Origin of the sequence: Panacagrimonas perspica, from assembly GCF_004364935.1 — a bacterium.
Taxonomy (GTDB): Bacteria; Pseudomonadota; Gammaproteobacteria; order Nevskiales; family Nevskiaceae; genus Panacagrimonas; species Panacagrimonas perspica.
The window spans coordinates 165,556-180,414 of record NZ_SOBT01000010.1 but is presented as its reverse complement, the minus strand read 5'-3'; the positions used below and the strand labels follow the sequence as shown (position 1 = coordinate 180,414).

Here is a 14,859-nt window from a genome sequence, read left to right as displayed (position 1 = left end):
GTTCCCGGCTGCATCGCGCGAAAGGCCTCAGCCGCCCTTCTTCTCTTCCTTCTTCTCGCCGCACTTGCCTTCACCGCACTTGCCTTCGCCGGCTTTCTTTTCGTCCTTCTTCTCGCCGCACTTGCCTTCACCGGTCTTCTTCTCGCCGCACTTGTGGTCGCCGGCCTTGTCGTCGCCAGCCACCGCCACGGTGTAGCCCGAGCTCAGATCGGTGGTCTGGAACACGGAGGCGTGTGCGGTCATGCCGGTGAGCGCGAACGCGGCGCCGAGGACGACGGCGAGGGGCTTCTTGGACGGGGTATTGGTCATGGTGATTCTCCTTGATTGAGGCCCGAAAGGGCCCGATTGATGAGGCTTTGAACTAGTTTCGCGGCGCGATCTGCGAGGACACATACGTCGGCGCCATCGTGCCGGACGCAGGCCGCCGTGCGTGAACAGGGGCCAGCCTGGAGCCGATCCAGTAATCCACGCTGAACCAGCGGCCAGCCCCGGTGAAGAACAGGGACAGCAGCATCAGGAAGTAGGTTGCCCCAAATTCGATCCCGTTGTTCAGGATCACGAGGCTGCCCTTGCCGGTGAGATAGTCGTAGTCACCGTGCTCGCGCAGGATCGCCTTGATCTGTGACAGGCGTTCGGCCGCTTCCATCGTCCGCTGGTTCGCGAACAGCCCCTGCGGTTCTGCGACGGCCAGCCAGCCGTTGGGCCAGTGCACCGACAGGATGGCCACCAGCATCGTCAGCATCAGCGGAACGGCGATCGGGCGAACCGCCAGGCCGACAGCGAGACAGAGGCCGCCCAGCAGTTCGGCGCCGGTGGCCAGCACGGCCATCAAGGTGGGCAGCGGCAGGCCCAGGCCATCGGCGCCGAACCAGGTGACGGTGTCCTCGAAGCTCATGGCCTTGGTCCAGCCGGCCATCCAGAAGACCGGCGCGAGGTACAAGCGCAGCAGCAGCGGCGCCAGGAAATCCGCGCGGCCGCAGGCCTCGACCAGCGAGTCGTACGACGTGCGAATGCGGAGCAGGGCAGATGTCATGAGATGGCAGACCCGAACGCGATGAGGGCCATGCTAGCCTCGTGTCGCTTCACCGCCTGTGCCCGTGGGTCCGCACTCCATGACGGAACGTACAGACGACGCGCTGCTCGATGGCATCCTGGCCGCCTACCAGATGCACGCGCGCATCACCGACAACATGCGCTACTGCGGGCGCTGGCGCGACTGGGATCCCCAGGCGCCTCCTGGCACCGCCTGGTTTCACCTGGTGGACCGTGGCACCTGCTGGCTGACGCTGGAGAACACGCCGCCGGTGAAGCTGGAATCCGGCGATCTCGTGGTGATGCCGCGCGGCACCGCGCACGTGCTGACGCCGCTCGAAGAGGCAGATGGCAGCGTGCGTGCCGACAGTTTCACGACGATGCTCTGCGGCGAATTCCATTTCGAATCGACCACCGGCAACCCGGTGATGGCGGGCCTGCCGGACCTGATGCACGTGCACGGCACCGGATCCGGCAACGCCTACCGCAGCCTCGCCGAACTGCTGGTGCAGGAAGCGGGCAACACCGGCTTCGGTACCCAGGCGGTCGTCGACAAACTCGCCGACGCGCTGTTCGTGATGGCCTTGCGCCAGTACCTCGCGAGCAGCGCGCTGCGCCGCGGACTGTTCGCGGCGCTGGCGGATCCGCGACTCAAGCGCGCGCTCGATGCGATCCACCGGTTCCCGGGCAAGGACTGGACCGTGGCTTCGCTGGCCGACGAGGCCCTGCTGTCGCGTACTGCGTTCGCGGAACGTTTCGCCGAAGTGCTGGAGGAGACGCCGTACCAGTACCTGACGCGCTGGCGCATGGCGCAGGCGCTCAAGCTGCTGCGCGATCCGCGGCTATCGGTTGCACACGTCGCGGAGCGGCTGGGCTATCAGACCGAGGCGGCGTTCCGGCGCAGCTTCAAGCGCGTGCACGGGTTCGGGCCGGGCAGCGTGCGGCGCAAGTCGGGCTGATTCCGTCACCGTAGCCCGGACGAAGTCCGGGATCCCGCTGGTCGAAGTCTGGGTTCGAGGAAGCTGCGTTTTCACCGCAAAGGCGCAAAGGGAAAAGAAAGGGCGCAGAGATAATCGCAAGGCGTTGGACAAGGCCTGGTGCGGGCCAAATTCTCGTTCTTTCCTTTGCGTCCTTTCTTTTCCCTTTGCGCCTTTGCGGTAAATGACTCCGTCCGCGGGGCCCGCCATCAGCGCTTGTCGTCAATCGCGTCATCCGCACCCGCGGTGAGATCCTTGCCCGCGTGCTTCAGCTCTTCCTTCGAGAAGAAGTGGGCGAGCGACGGCAGCACGACGATCGCGCCGATCATGTTCGCCGTGAAGCCGAACACCAGCAGGATGCCCATGTCCTTCTGGAACTGCAGGTCCGAGAAGATCCACAACAGCACGCCCACCGCCATGCCGGCGCCGGTGAACAAGGTGGCCTTGCCGGTGGAGCGCATCTTCTGGAAGTACGCCTCCTCGAGCGTCAGGCCCTTGCGCAGTCCGGCCGCGACCACCGAGTAGCTGTAGATGCCGTAGTCCACGCCGATGCCGCAGGCGAAGGCGAGCACCGGCAAGGTCGCGACCTTCTGCCCGATGCCGAGTGCCGCCATCACCGCATAGCCGAGCAAGGTCACGGTGGCGAGCGGAATGCCGATGCACAGCACGCCCGACACGGTACGGAAGCTCAGCCACAGGAACAGCAGGATCACGCCGTAGACGTAGAACACCACCGGCAGTTCGTTGCGGCGAACTTCCTCGTTGGTGGCCGCCATCACGCCGATGTTGCCGGAGGCCAGGCGCAGCTTGACCCGCTTGTCCTGCTGCAGATCGTCGGCGTAGTGCTTCACCGCGTCGGTCAGCGCCGTGATCGTGTCGGCCTTGTGATCGGTGGTGAAGATGAAGAGGGCGAGCGCGTCGCAGGTGTCGGTCAAGAAACCCGTGGTCGTCGGGACCAGGGCCGTGATCTGCGCCAGCGATTCGGGTGCGCGCGGCAGCACCTCGGCGTCGAGACGGCCTTCGCTGAGGCCGGAGTTGGCGAGCTTGGCGAGTTCGATCAGCGACAGCACGTCGCGCACGCCATCCTGGTTTTTCATGTACCAGGAGAAGCGGTCCATCTCGGCCATCACGTCGTAGTCGATGCAGCCGTCGTCGAAGGACTCGGCGATGACCTTGAGATGATCGACCCCCATCGAGAAGTTCGCCGCAACCGCGCGCGCGTCCTGGTTGAATCGCGAGTCCGGCCGCAGCTCGGGCACGCCGTCGGTCGTGTCGCCGATCTGCACGCGGTGGTACTGCGAGGCACCGAAGGCCGCGAGCAGCAGGCAGATCGTGGTCACGACGATCGCCGGGCCGCGTCGCGTCAGCAGCGCCATGCGGCGGAACACGGCATCGCCGAGGCGGTCGCGCAGTTCGGTCGCGCGACGGAAACCCTCGACGTTCGGCAGCCGGAAGTACGACAGCACGATCGGCAGCAGCATCTTGTTGACCATGATCACGCCGGCCATGCCGAAGGCCGCGTTCACCGACATCTCGCGGATCACCTGGATGTTGATCAGGTAGATCGTCGAGAAGCCGACGACATTGGCGAGCAGTGCGACGACGCCGGGAATCGCCAGCGAGCGGAACGTCGCCAGCGAGGCCTGGTAGGGCGTGGCGTCGCGCGTCGAGATCTCGTTGGCCCAGGCGCTGACGTACTGCACGCCGTGACTGACCGAGACCGACATGATCAGGAACGGCACCAGCAGCGCGAAGGGATCCAGGCCGTAGCCGATGGCGTGCAGCAGGCCCAGTTCCCAGGTGCAGGCCACCAGCGAGGTGCTGACCACGATCATCGCCAGCGGGAAGCTGCCGATGTAGATCCACAGCAGCAGGCCCATCAGCAGCAGCGCGACGACGAAGAACACGCCGACCTGCATGCTCGCCTTGGTCATGTCGTCGACGACCTTGGCGAAGCCGACGATGTGCACCGTGATGTCGCCGGTCTCGTATTTCGCGCGGATCTTCTCCAGGGCCTCGCCCACCTGCACGTAATCGAGTCCGGCCTTGGCGTCCTCGTTCTTCGTCAGCAGCGTCGAGACCGCCTTGAGCTTGGCGCCGACGTCGCTGCCGTTCTGCCAGGCCTCGCGCAGGCGCTGCAGCATCGGTTTGGCGAGTTCCTCGCGATCCTTCGTCGTGCCGGAATTCGGATCGGTCTCCAGCAGTTCGAGCTGGATCAATGCCGTGGTCTGGTCTTCGGACACGAGCCGGCCAATGACATTGGCCTTGGCCACGTTGCCACGGATGCGCGCCATCATCTCAGGCGTCGCCGCGTAGTCGGACGGAATCACGTTCTCGCCGGCGAGGCCGCCTTCGACGACTTCGATGTACAGGATGCTCGGCGAGAAGATCGAATTCACGCGTGCGCGATCGACACCCGGAATGAAGAACGCGTCGTCCGCCGCCTTGCGCAGCGTCTCCATGAACTCCGGCTGGTAGATGTCGCCCTTGTGGTTCTTCAGCGCGATCAGGACCGTGTTGGCGCCGCCGAAGTCCTGGTAGTACTGCATGAACGTCTGCATGTACGGATGTGCCTGCGGCACCATCTTCAGCCAGCCGGCATTGGGCCGAAGCTGCGCCGAGTGCCAGCCGAGGAAGGCTGTGATCAGCATCAGCAGGGTGAGCGTCAACACGCGCTTGCCGAAGATGACCGGCTCGACGACGCGCAGGATCGCGCGAGTGAAACCGGTGGATGTCGTGGCGACACTCATGCGTTCACCCCGCGACACATCGGCGTAGCCCGGACGAAGTCCGGGATGTCTCTCTCCGAACGGATCGGGTTCCCGGACTTCGTCCGGGCTACGGGCGGCCTTTCACTCATGGCGCCGCTCCCAGATCTTCGACGCCGCGCCGTCCGACCGCGAACACGTGCTCGCCGAAGCGCACGCCCTTGGCGAGCGTCTCGACCGCCGGCGTCTTCACGGCCGTGATCGTCGCGGCTCCGGCATCGAGCTTCAGCGTCGTGCCGTTCACGCCGATCAGCAGCGCACCGCCGGAGGCCAGCGGCACCGCGCCGAACAGGCTCTCGCGAACGGGACTTTCGATCTTGCGCCAGCCGAGCGCCGCGATCTTCTCCGCGTCCGCGACCGTCTCACGCGCATACGGATCCCAGGTTGCGGGATCGACCACCGGACAGCTCGCGAGGTCGGTCGCGGCGTAGACGTTGCCGCGCATGCCGTATACCAGCGCGCCCTTGTCGCCATGGGGCATCGCGCCGAACAGCGAGCCGGCGTACGGCGAATCGAGGATCGACCAGGTCGCGCCAGCGTCGGTCGAGCGCGCCATCAGGCCACGCTCGCCGGCGATGAACAGCGTGCCGTCGGCCAGCTTCTGCAACGCGTTGAGATGCATGCCCAGGCCGGTCAGCGCATCGTCGCGCGCCGTCCACGTGGCGCCGCCGTCGGTGGTGACGAGCATCGTGCCGTAGGCGCCGATCGCGATGCCGTTGTTCGAATCGAGGAACAGCAGGTCGTACAGCGCGCGACCCTTGGGATCGTGATGCTTCAGGACCCAGGTGGCGCCGCCATCCGCGGTCTGCAGGATCGTGGCGTCGTAGCCGAGCACCCAGCCTGCTTTCGCATCGGTGAAGTGGACGCGCGTGAGCATCGTGCTCACCGGAGACGGCGACTGCGTCCAGGCCGTGCCGTCGTCGGACGTCAGGATGACGCCCTGTTGTCCGACGGCCACCAGCCGCGGGCCGGCCGTCGTGATGTCGAGCAGACGGTTCTTCGCCGCCTTGGGCGCCATCACCGCCGGACTCGGCCCGCGTGCGACGGCTGCCGTCTCTGCCGGCGCCGCGTCCTCGATCTCCTGCTGCGCCGGGGCGGCGCCACTGAGCAAGGCGATCACGCCGAACAGGACGCCGACGCGCCGCATTACTTGGCCCGGGCCTTCTTCTGCAGCGCCGAGGGCGTGAACATCGAATCCTCGTACTTGACCTCGAAGTCCGAGATCGCGTCCTCGTTGGTCATCGTCGTGACGAAGTAGCGCTTGGACTGCAGGTCGTAGATCGTCTCGGGGATGCCGCTGACCGTCGGGATGAACGGGATCGTCAGCAGGTGTGCTTCCTGGACTTTCCACAGTTCGCCGCGATTGTCGTAGCAGTCCACCACCGCGATCGCCCAGGAATCCTCGTCGAGATAGAAACGGCGCTTGCCGAAGCGATGGCGCTGGCCGCTCTTGAGCGTGGCTTCGACGACCCACACGCGATGCAATTCGTAGCGCGCCAGATCCTGGTTGATGTGGCCCGGCCGGATCACGTCCTTGTACTTGAACGTGGGGCTGTTGAGCATCCAGGAGTTGTACGGGATCAGCACTTCCTTCTTGCCGATCAGCTTCCAGTCGAATCGATCGAGCGCACCGTTGAAGACATCGATCTGGTCGTTGAACTGCTCGCCGTCGGAGCCGATCGAGGGATTGTCGTAGCCCACGTCGGGCGCGCGGTTCACGCGCGCCAGGCCCGGCGAGTAGATCCAGGCGTTGCGCGTCAGGCCAGGATTGCCCGCTGTTTCGTGCACGAGGATCACCTGGCCGGCGACGCGCGGTGGTTCGAGCACCTCCTGCAGGTAGTACGCGAACAGGCCGCCGGTCTGGATCTCGGCCGGCTCCTTGAGATTGGCGTACTTGAACTTCACGTCCTCGACCAGCTTGCTGATCTTGTACGTGCCGTCCGGTTTCACGATGGCCTGGTTGTTGTAGCGCTTGACGGCCGAGCCGCGGAACTTGAGCTTGTGATTCCACAGCGGCTCGGCGCCCGAGGTCGGCACCGGGAACGGGAAGCCGAGTTTCGCGCCCTTGATCTCGTCGGTGCCCGTCAGCGTGGCGGAGGTCGCATTGGCGACGGTGGCCTTCAGGATCTCGTCGGGGAAGAACGCGTTCCGGTAACTCGGGAACACGATCATCTTGTAGTCGGGATACGTCTTGAACATCGCCTTGTGGCCATCGCTGAGCTGGGCCTCGTGCTCCTTGAGGTTGGCCTGCGTGATGACGTAGAGCGGCTTGATGGAGTCCAGCGCGCCCGCGGTGCTGCCCGGCGTCTTGTAGTCGAGGAAGCCCTTCACGTAGGCGGGCATGTACTTCATGACCAGCGCGTTGGCCTGCACGCGCGTCTTGGGGTCGTCGATGATGCTGACGATCTCGAGCACGCGGCCCACGTCGAACGCGGCGACCATCCGCGACATGAAGGCGTCGCCACCGCCCTTCTTGAGTTCGGTGATGACGGCGACGATGTCGTCCTTGATCTGCGGCAGCTTGAGCTTGCCGGACTCGACCTGCCCGAGCAGTCCATCGACGCTCTTGCCGCCGCGGCCGGCGAGGACCTTGTCGAAATCGGCTTTCAGAGAAGCGTCGGACGACAGCATGGCCCGCACCACCGCGAGCACCTGTTTCGCCTTGGCCGGCTCGGCATCCATGATGGCCTGGGCCTGCGTCAGGATGTCGGCGGTGACGGCGGGATCGCCGACCATCCCCTGGATGTCCTTCACGAGGCGCTTGCGCAGGTCTTCGAGCTGCGCGCGCGTCATCTTCAGCATTGCCGGCGCGAAGGCGCCCTTGCCGACATAGACGGGAACGCTGCCCTCCTTGTTGCCGGCCCGCTCGGCGCCGACTTCGGTGAGATCCTTGCCCAGGCGCGCGGCCTGATCGGCGGGCGCCGCGGCACCGGCGGTGGTGCAGCCGAGCAGACAGGCCAGTGCGAAGCCAGCGCGCTTGTTCACGTCGTCTCTCCAGTTTTTTATCCGGACCGCGGGCGGAGCATTCACCCGCAGGCCGCGAATCACATTAACCGCTCCGCCATGGCCGCGGTCGCGAATGCGAGTCTGCTGCGGTTGGCGTCATCGATGCCCGTCGACGCGGGACCGGCGGCAGCAAAGAAAAAAGCGCCCGAAGGCGCTTTTTTCTTTGAGACGAACGGCGATCAGAAGCTGTACGTCAGGCTCACCGACAGGTTGTCGCGATCCTGCAGCACGTTGTCCTTGCCGTCGAAGTACTGGTACAGCAGCGTGCCGTTGAGCGACTGCCCGATCTCGAACTGGAGGCCCGGGATGACCCAGCGGTTGCCTTCGACGTAGTTCTGCACCGGGAAGATCGTCGTGCCGTAGATGTCCTCGAACCACAGCAGTGTGGGCTTCACGTTGACGCCCGAGTTCATGAAGTTGCTGTAGTTGAACTGCAGCAGGAAACGCAGGCCGGCGGCGAAGTCGTCCGCGAAGCCATCCTTCATCCGCGTCGGGTTGATGCGCGCCACGACGTCCAGGGCGTTGCAGTTCGTGCCGGCGGCAAAACCGGTGCAATCGGCGCCCGGGCTGGGATGCGTGTGTTCCAGATTGCCCTGGAAGTAGATGTCGCCCTTCTCCGGCATGTCGATGATGTGCGTGAAGCCGAATTCCGCGAGGAACGTCACGTCGTCCGCGCCCAGCGTGCTGGGGAACAGCTTCAGCGCGTTGATGACGAACTGGCCTACTTTCAGGCGCTCGTAGCCCTTCACGTACTCGCCCGGCTGGTACTCATCGTTGTTGGCGATGGTGCGGCCGCGGTACTGCGTCAGGAACGACGGAATGAACGTCTCGGCGCCGGGAAGGATCGCGCCGGTCGCCGGGATGTGGATTCCGAGCTGGCCGAGCAGGGCGTCCACCTGCGGCGGCAGGCCGCTGGACCCCAGGGTCACGTCACGCTGCGCGAAGGCCTGCTGGTAGCCGGCGAAGAACACGTCGGAGATCAGCACCTGCGCCGGCAGATTGGGACGGTACGAATACTCGCCCGACACCGACCAGCCGAGCGCCGTGGTGTTGAAGCTGACGCCGAACATGCGGATGTCCTCGGGATAATCGAGGAGCAGGGTCGATGAGTTGATCGGCAGCGGTTCGCCGGCGGGATTCGAGTTGCCCAGCAGGTAGGGGTTGAAGACCCCCGCGCTCTGCGGCGCAAGACAGCCGGCCAGCGAGGTTACCGCATCGCCAATGCCGTTTCTTCGCAGGCAGGTGGCCTGCGCCTCGATGATCGAGAAGTAAGGCACGCGGCTGTGATAGTTCAGGAAGTACACGCCGAACTCGGTGCCGTCGTTCAGATTCTCGGCGTACCAGTTCACGCGAAGGCCGAACTGTCCGCCGTCCTTGGCGGGACGACCGTTCTCTTCCACCGGAGCGTTACGCGTGCTCGACGACAACAGGCGGAACGGAAGCGCCGGTATGTACTGGTTGTTGGGATCTTCCGGGAACTGTCCGAGGCTCAGCACCGGGCGGTAGGTGTCGATGCCGGCGGGATCGGCGCTGGAGAAGAACGTACCGCTGGGCTGTACGCGCGTCGTGTCCCAGTCGTACTGGTACATGAGCTCGGCGCTGACGTTGGTGACGATGTCCGCTGTGAGCAGCACCATGCCAGTGGGTACCGCGAGCTCATTCAGATTGAAGCCGGGCTGCAGCGCGAGGATGGCGTCGAGCGGGTTGATCGCATCGAGCGTGTTGAACAGGTGCAGGTTGGCTTCGCCCCAGCGCAGGCGCTGGTTGCCGACCGCGATCGAGAAAGAGCGATCACCGATGTCGAAGTTGCGCAGCAGGAAGGCTTCGCGGAACTCGCCTTTGAGGCCCGACCGGCCCTGGATGCTGTCGCTGCGGCGTTCGCTTGACGGCTGGTACTGCGTGTTGGTGTGTTTGACGTCGAGGTTGTAGTTGGTCTCGTCGTAGAAGCCCACGTAGTTGAGCTTCAGCGTCCAGTCGCCCCAGGTGCCGCCGAGCTGCGTGTTGATCTTGAAGATCGACGACACCAGGTCGCCGTTGTCGTAGTTGAGATTGCCGTCGTCCATCAGCGCGGCGAAGTAGCCACCCCTGGCGTTGACGAGGCGCTTGTTCGGGCCCGGATCGCCGAACAGCGAGAGGCAGTCGTCGTCGTAAGGACCGTAGTTGGCGACGTCACCGCCACGGTTGCTGCAGAGATTCTGCTGGCCCGGCACGTTGAGCTTGCCGATCTTGCCGACATCGCGGCCTTCCATTCGCCACGCTGCGCCGGCGGTGAGCTTGGTGTTCCACTGGAACTCCGCGCCCCCATACTCGAAATTGACGGCCTGCGCCGGAACCATCATCCCCAAGCCCGCGGCGACGAGGCTCAATCGAGCCAGTGTCTTCAGCATGTCCAAAACTCCTCCGGATGACGGACCGGTTTTTTGTGCGACGTTATAGGACTTCGCCGCGCGTCCCTTCCCGAGCGTCGGGTCCCTGTGATGTTAGGCCTGCCCTGCAAGAAGGCCAAGCCGCGCGCGACGCGCGAGACTCGGTGTCACAGCAGTTTGCGTGTATGACCTGCCTGCCCAAGCGCCATGTCGCCATGGCCGATCATCGTGTTCGCTGCATCTCGGGGCAGGGAAGTGAACTTGCTAGACTCGCGCCGCTTCTTTCTTCGCGCGATTTTTCGATTCGGCAGGCCAGCATTGCGCGCAGACGCTGGGCTCTTAGCTCAACCGGTTAGAGCAGCGAACTCATAATTCGTTGGTTCCGGGTTCAAGTCCCGGAGGGCCCACCATCACATTCGCCGTTCGGGCATCGGTGCGCGAGTAACCAATTAGTCGCCGCTGTTAGGTGCAATTGATTACGAGGGTCGAATTGGTTACGACCCGCCCTCGGAATACGGCGCGGGGCCGGACGTTAATTCGACGCGTCAGTAGCGCCAGCACCGCGCCGCTCGAGTCCCGCTGTCGGGAGTGCTTGGCCGGCCTGTAGGCTCCGAAAGCAAGTACGGAATTGGGCGCGCACAGCAATTTTTAAGGCTGTTTTCTTAACGGCAGCCATCAGGGCTGAATTGTACTTTTGTACAATAACCACATGTTTTTACTGTGGTTTTTGATTTTCCACTCGGCGTGTTCTAAGTTGCGAAGTTAATCGGCTCCTTCGAACGCTCGACGACTAGAGGAAATCCCGTGATCAAGTAGCGAGACCCAAAACGCAAAAACCGCAGTCAGTTGCCTGACCACGGATCGTGCTTTCAGCTGGTGCTTCAGTCGTGAGTCGCACCGTAAAGCGAAAAAGTGACGCCGTCAAGGCCGGGCCTCCTATTGCCTTTTGATAGTGACCCAACGGATGGCATCAGAACCGAACTCAGAACCGACCGGGATTCAGCCAGCGGTAGCGCCCATCACGCATGCGAGACCTCTGTCATTGCTTGGCAGGGCAAAGGCCATCGCGCGCTCCCCTACCGAGGAGGGGAGGCAGTTCATTGAGCGACTGTTGGCTAGTCCTCCGGCGCGGCGCGCAAGGCGCAGCAAATTCAATGGGGTCGTGCGTACTGCATCTGAACAAACCGGACGGACTCAGGAGGCGGAAAGCGACTCCAACGAGGGTGCCCTTCACCTGGAATGCGAGTTCAACCGTGAGTTGCTCACATGGAAGGCACAGCCAGTTCGGATCAGCGTCGACTACCTGAACAGTGAAGGGCGCCGGATCGTCACAAAGGTAACCCCTGACGCGTTTGTCCAATTCCTCGATGGCAGCGCCGCATTCATCGAAATGGCGACCGATGAAGAAGCAAGCGACGAGGCCACTCAGGGGAATCCGCACTTCGCGCCGGACGGCGAGTCAGGTCGGTATTTGGATCGTCCGCTATTGGCGAGCTGTGAGCCGCTGGGAATAGGTGTCCTCCTCGCAACGACGAGAGACGTATCGGCCGTCCTCACGTCCAACCTTCTCTTTTTCGGCAAAGGATTTCGAACTCGATGGAAGATGGCCGACGGCGCGCGTCGGTTCATCATTCATGTTCAGCGCGTGGGCGTAACGCGCTACTGCGACGTCGTGCTACAGGCGGAGAACTGGACCGCAGATGACGTCATCGGCTGCATAGTGAATGAGCACGTTTACGTCGACCTCCTCACTGAGCAACTGCAGCCCTACGGGGTGGCCCGCATCTTCGCGAGCAGAGATCTTTGGGAAGCGGCGCGCGCGGCCCCGGTCGAAGCCCCAGCGCTCACCGAGGATCGAACTGGAAAAGAGCAGTTTGATTTCTCGGCGATGTCCAAGGCGAGCGAACTCGAGATGTATCGTCGTTATGGGCTGATCCGTGAAGCACTCGCGGACGAAAAACTGGCTTCGTCACTCCCGGACCTCGAGAGGGCCTACTTAAGGCTGTATCGCGAAGCTGTCTCCAAATACGGAGCAGGCTTGGTGGGTTTGTGCCCCGACTTCGGGCTGCGAGGGTTTCATGGCAGCCATCTGCCGGAAAAAACCGAGGCGATACTCTGCGAGCACATTGATGCAAGAGCAGAGAACCGACCATCCAAAACGCCTTGGACCTACGGGAAGTTCATCGCCGCCTGCGAGGCGGAAAACACGATGTCTCCAAGCCATGTGACGTATGGCAAGCGATGGAACGAGCGGAAAGCGCAGCTGGATGCGATCGAGAAAAACGAAGGTAGCGGCGCCGCGTATCAAAAATCTCCAGCCGTAGCATTTACGATCGGGACGGTCAGCAGGATCGCGACAAGAGCTTTTAGCATCGGGATTATTGACCACACACCGATCCCGATCAGATGCATAACCTCCTTTACCGGGGTGCCTTTGCCTGGACTGAGCCCAATCCTCTCGCTAATGCGGGATGAAGGTACTCACGAAACTCTTGCGTCGACAGTGTCGTTTGACAAGCCGTCGAATAGGACGATCGACAGCCTGTTTTGGGACTGCTACCGGCGGCACGGAAAGCTGACTGATCGGATGAAGATGGATGGGGAGAGTTCGCACGACAGTGTGAATACCGAGCAATCGCTCGCTCGAATGACGTCGGACAAAGTGGCGCGTCGCTACTCGAACCCTCGAGATGGTCAAGTCGTCGAGGGAAGCTTTAGCTGGCTGATGCGAGGCTTGTTCGTCTATCTGGCCGGAAACTACGTCAAGTTCCAGGACCCGAAGGAATGGCCAAAAGGGTGGGATCCTGCAAATTTCGCTGACAGGACGATCGCGTCGCTGCTGATGGTCATCGAGGCGTTCCTGTACGACTTCGCCAACACCCGGATCAGAAGATCGGCGTTGGCGGGTCAGACTCCGGCCGAAGCTCGAGCAACGTCGGAGCGTATCCATGGTGATCGGAGCTTCCGGCTCCATCCAGATCTGGACCAGGCACGCTACATCCTGTTGCCGTACTGCCCTACCAATCGACTTGAATTCGATAGGCAGACGGGTTTCAGGTGCTTAGGCGAACCCTATGTTCCGCTCGGCGCAGTGGATCCCGCATTTTACGGCGCTAAACATGCGGTTAAGTACGATCCATTCGACGTCAGCTACGTTATCGCGAGGCTTGGAAGATCGTGGACGGAGTTGAAGCACAGGGCGCACAAACGATTCTCCAGCCTTCGAGGAATCGAGCTCGCAGCCGTAAGTCTTGAACTCAGAGCGGCACATACGATGTATGCAAAATCCAACAAAGACAGAGCGCGAGAACACGCGCTGATCTTCGAAAAGATTGCTGAGATTTCTAAAGACCCTCTCGCAGATTTTCATACGTCCTTGGCGAACTGTCCAACTCCGGGACCTTCTACGCCATCTCCTCCGACGCCTCTCTCATCATGGAGTTCGTTCGATGTCGAGAGCATTCCTGCGAGTCCCGCGCGCCGGGTGGATGAGCAATGAGCTCGACTGAGAACATCGACCTGGCCCTCCGCCGGTTGGAAGAGCGAACCGTTGACTATCCCGACTTCATCGAAACCGCCGCTCAGCTTCGAGCTAGGTGCGAGCTCGCTATCTCTGGGACGGTAATCTTGCTCACGGGGGTCGGGGGCTTGGGCGTGAATAGGATCGCTCGATTCGCCAAGTCAGAACTACAAAAGGGCGCCGAGCGATACAACCCGTACATGGTCTGCGAAGTGGACGCTAAACCGCCGACGGAAGGTCGATTCGGATGGAGAACGTTCTTCGTGGAAGGTCTCAAGAGCTTAGGTGAGCCTGCACTTGGGCAGCGAAAGCGTGCAACAGAGTCAGCGAGTGGTCGGACCGAATTCAATGGCAACGCGAACTTCCGGTCTCTAGACGACTATCGAGACGATTTCTCGTCGGCGCTTCGGAAGCGTGAGACGCGCGTGCTGATCGTGACAGACGCTCACTTCATGTTGCGGACGTTACGTCCGAAGGAGTACCACCACGCATTCGCATTACTGAACAAAATCGTTAATGCGCGCAATGGCGGGCCCCAAGTTGTCGTTCTGAGCGGAAGCCCGGTCATCAGAGACATGCTGGGAAGCAATGAAAATCCGGAGGTAACCAATTCTAGTATCGATCAAGCAGCAGTTCTGATCGATGTTAAGGCAATCGATTCGTCGACCTCTCAGGGAAAGGCTAGTGCTGTTGCAATGCTCAAAGGGTTTCAAGAGCTTCTCGGAGATGCAGCTGAGGAGAAGTTTCTAGCTGACAAGAAGGTGTTGCAACAGATCGAGATGCGAACGCTCTTTGTCCCCGGATATATAAAAAAAGCGCTGGTCGCCGCCCTGCAAGACGTAAGGAAAATGGGAAAAGACAAGATCGCATGGAGCGACGTCAAGAAACACCTTCCGAGCCAGCAGCAGCTTAAGCGTCTGCGTGAGGACCTCGAGGCGGCTGAACTCAGGACGAACGATGAGGCTCGGCAGGATGATCAAGAAAAAAAGGAAGAAAGTAAGCCGGATGGGGGAGGGAAGCCCAACGGTCGGCGGCCCGGAGAGAGAGGCCCGGCAAGCGATCCGGTGGGAATCGAATGAACGGCTCGTTACCGTCATTAGCCGTATCGACATATCCGATTAGACCCTTCGCGCTCGGCACGCCAGAGGCGGAATGCACTACAAGCATTCTCTGTGCGTTCGCAAAGGACC

General features: G+C 62.3%; 9 protein-coding genes and 1 tRNA gene. 4 read left to right on the top strand and 6 right to left on the bottom strand.

All coding sequences use genetic code 11. The features are described from left to right. Window positions 1–27: 27 nt before the first annotated feature. Window positions 28–309, bottom strand: a complete 282-nt coding sequence (locus DFR24_RS17560; protein ID WP_133882725.1) for an HvfA family oxazolone/thioamide-modified RiPP metallophore — start codon at window positions 307–309, stop codon at window positions 28–30. A 52-nt stretch (window positions 310–361) separates the two neighbouring features. Further along, on the bottom strand, window positions 362–1,033 hold the full coding sequence (locus DFR24_RS17555) for an HvfX family Cu-binding RiPP maturation protein (RefSeq protein ID WP_133882724.1): 672 nt from the start codon (window positions 1,031–1,033) through the stop codon (window positions 362–364). 79 nt (window positions 1,034–1,112) lie between these two features. Between DFR24_RS17555 and DFR24_RS17550 the strand changes: the two genes are divergently transcribed. Beyond that, complete coding sequence (locus DFR24_RS17550; RefSeq protein WP_133882723.1) at window positions 1,113–1,991, top strand: AraC family transcriptional regulator; 879 nt, start codon at window positions 1,113–1,115, stop codon at window positions 1,989–1,991. 227 nt (window positions 1,992–2,218) lie between these two features. Here the strand turns inward: DFR24_RS17550 and DFR24_RS17545 are convergent, their stop codons facing one another. The 4 genes from DFR24_RS17545 to DFR24_RS17530 form a co-directional block, all read right to left on the bottom strand. Then, complete coding sequence (locus tag DFR24_RS17545; protein WP_133882722.1) at window positions 2,219–4,759, bottom strand: efflux RND transporter permease subunit; 2,541 nt, start codon at window positions 4,757–4,759, stop codon at window positions 2,219–2,221. A gap of 106 nt (window positions 4,760–4,865) precedes the next feature. Continuing rightward, complete coding sequence (locus DFR24_RS17540) at window positions 4,866–5,924, bottom strand: YCF48-related protein (protein WP_133882721.1); 1,059 nt, start codon at window positions 5,922–5,924, stop codon at window positions 4,866–4,868. After that, window positions 5,924–7,762, bottom strand: a complete 1,839-nt coding sequence (locus DFR24_RS17535) for a DUF1329 domain-containing protein (RefSeq protein ID WP_246051700.1) — start codon at window positions 7,760–7,762, stop codon at window positions 5,924–5,926. Before DFR24_RS17535 ends, DFR24_RS17540 begins: the two co-directional genes overlap by 1 nt. Before the next feature lie 200 nt (window positions 7,763–7,962). Continuing rightward, window positions 7,963–10,170, bottom strand: a complete 2,208-nt coding sequence (locus tag DFR24_RS17530; RefSeq protein ID WP_133882720.1) for a DUF1302 domain-containing protein — start codon at window positions 10,168–10,170, stop codon at window positions 7,963–7,965. A 312-nt stretch (window positions 10,171–10,482) separates the two neighbouring features. Here DFR24_RS17530 and DFR24_RS17525 point away from each other — a divergent pair. The 3 genes from DFR24_RS17525 to DFR24_RS17515 all read left to right on the top strand — a co-directional run bounded on the left by DFR24_RS17525 (window position 10,483) and on the right by DFR24_RS17515 (window position 14,748). Beyond that, window positions 10,483–10,559 (top strand) — tRNA-Ile (locus DFR24_RS17525). 752 nt (window positions 10,560–11,311) lie between these two features. After that, entirely contained in the window at window positions 11,312–13,648 is a 2,337-nt protein-coding gene (locus tag DFR24_RS17520) for a hypothetical protein (protein ID WP_133882719.1), read from the top strand. Further along, window positions 13,645–14,748, top strand: a complete 1,104-nt coding sequence (locus tag DFR24_RS17515; RefSeq protein WP_133882718.1) for a hypothetical protein — start codon at window positions 13,645–13,647, stop codon at window positions 14,746–14,748. Before DFR24_RS17520 ends, DFR24_RS17515 begins: the two co-directional genes overlap by 4 nt. Window positions 14,749–14,859: the final 111 nt, after the last annotated feature.

Bases quoted from the DNA above. Each gene is read 5' to 3' on its own strand.
- DFR24_RS17560 (WP_133882725.1), bottom strand. From the start codon at position 309: ATGACCAATACCCCGTCCAAGAAGCCCCTCGCCGTCGTCCTCGGCGCC.
- DFR24_RS17555 (WP_133882724.1), bottom strand. From the start codon at position 1,033: ATGACATCTGCCCTGCTCCGCATTCGCACGTCGTACGACTCGCTGGTC.
- DFR24_RS17550 (WP_133882723.1), top strand. From the start codon at position 1,113: ATGACGGAACGTACAGACGACGCGCTGCTCGATGGCATCCTGGCCGCC.
- DFR24_RS17545 (WP_133882722.1), bottom strand. From the start codon at position 4,759: ATGAGTGTCGCCACGACATCCACCGGTTTCACTCGCGCGATCCTGCGC.
- DFR24_RS17540 (WP_133882721.1), bottom strand. From the start codon at position 5,924: ATGCGGCGCGTCGGCGTCCTGTTCGGCGTGATCGCCTTGCTCAGTGGC.
- DFR24_RS17530 (WP_133882720.1), bottom strand. From the start codon at position 10,170: ATGCTGAAGACACTGGCTCGATTGAGCCTCGTCGCCGCGGGCTTGGGG.
- DFR24_RS17515 (WP_133882718.1), top strand. From the start codon at position 13,645: ATGAGCTCGACTGAGAACATCGACCTGGCCCTCCGCCGGTTGGAAGAG.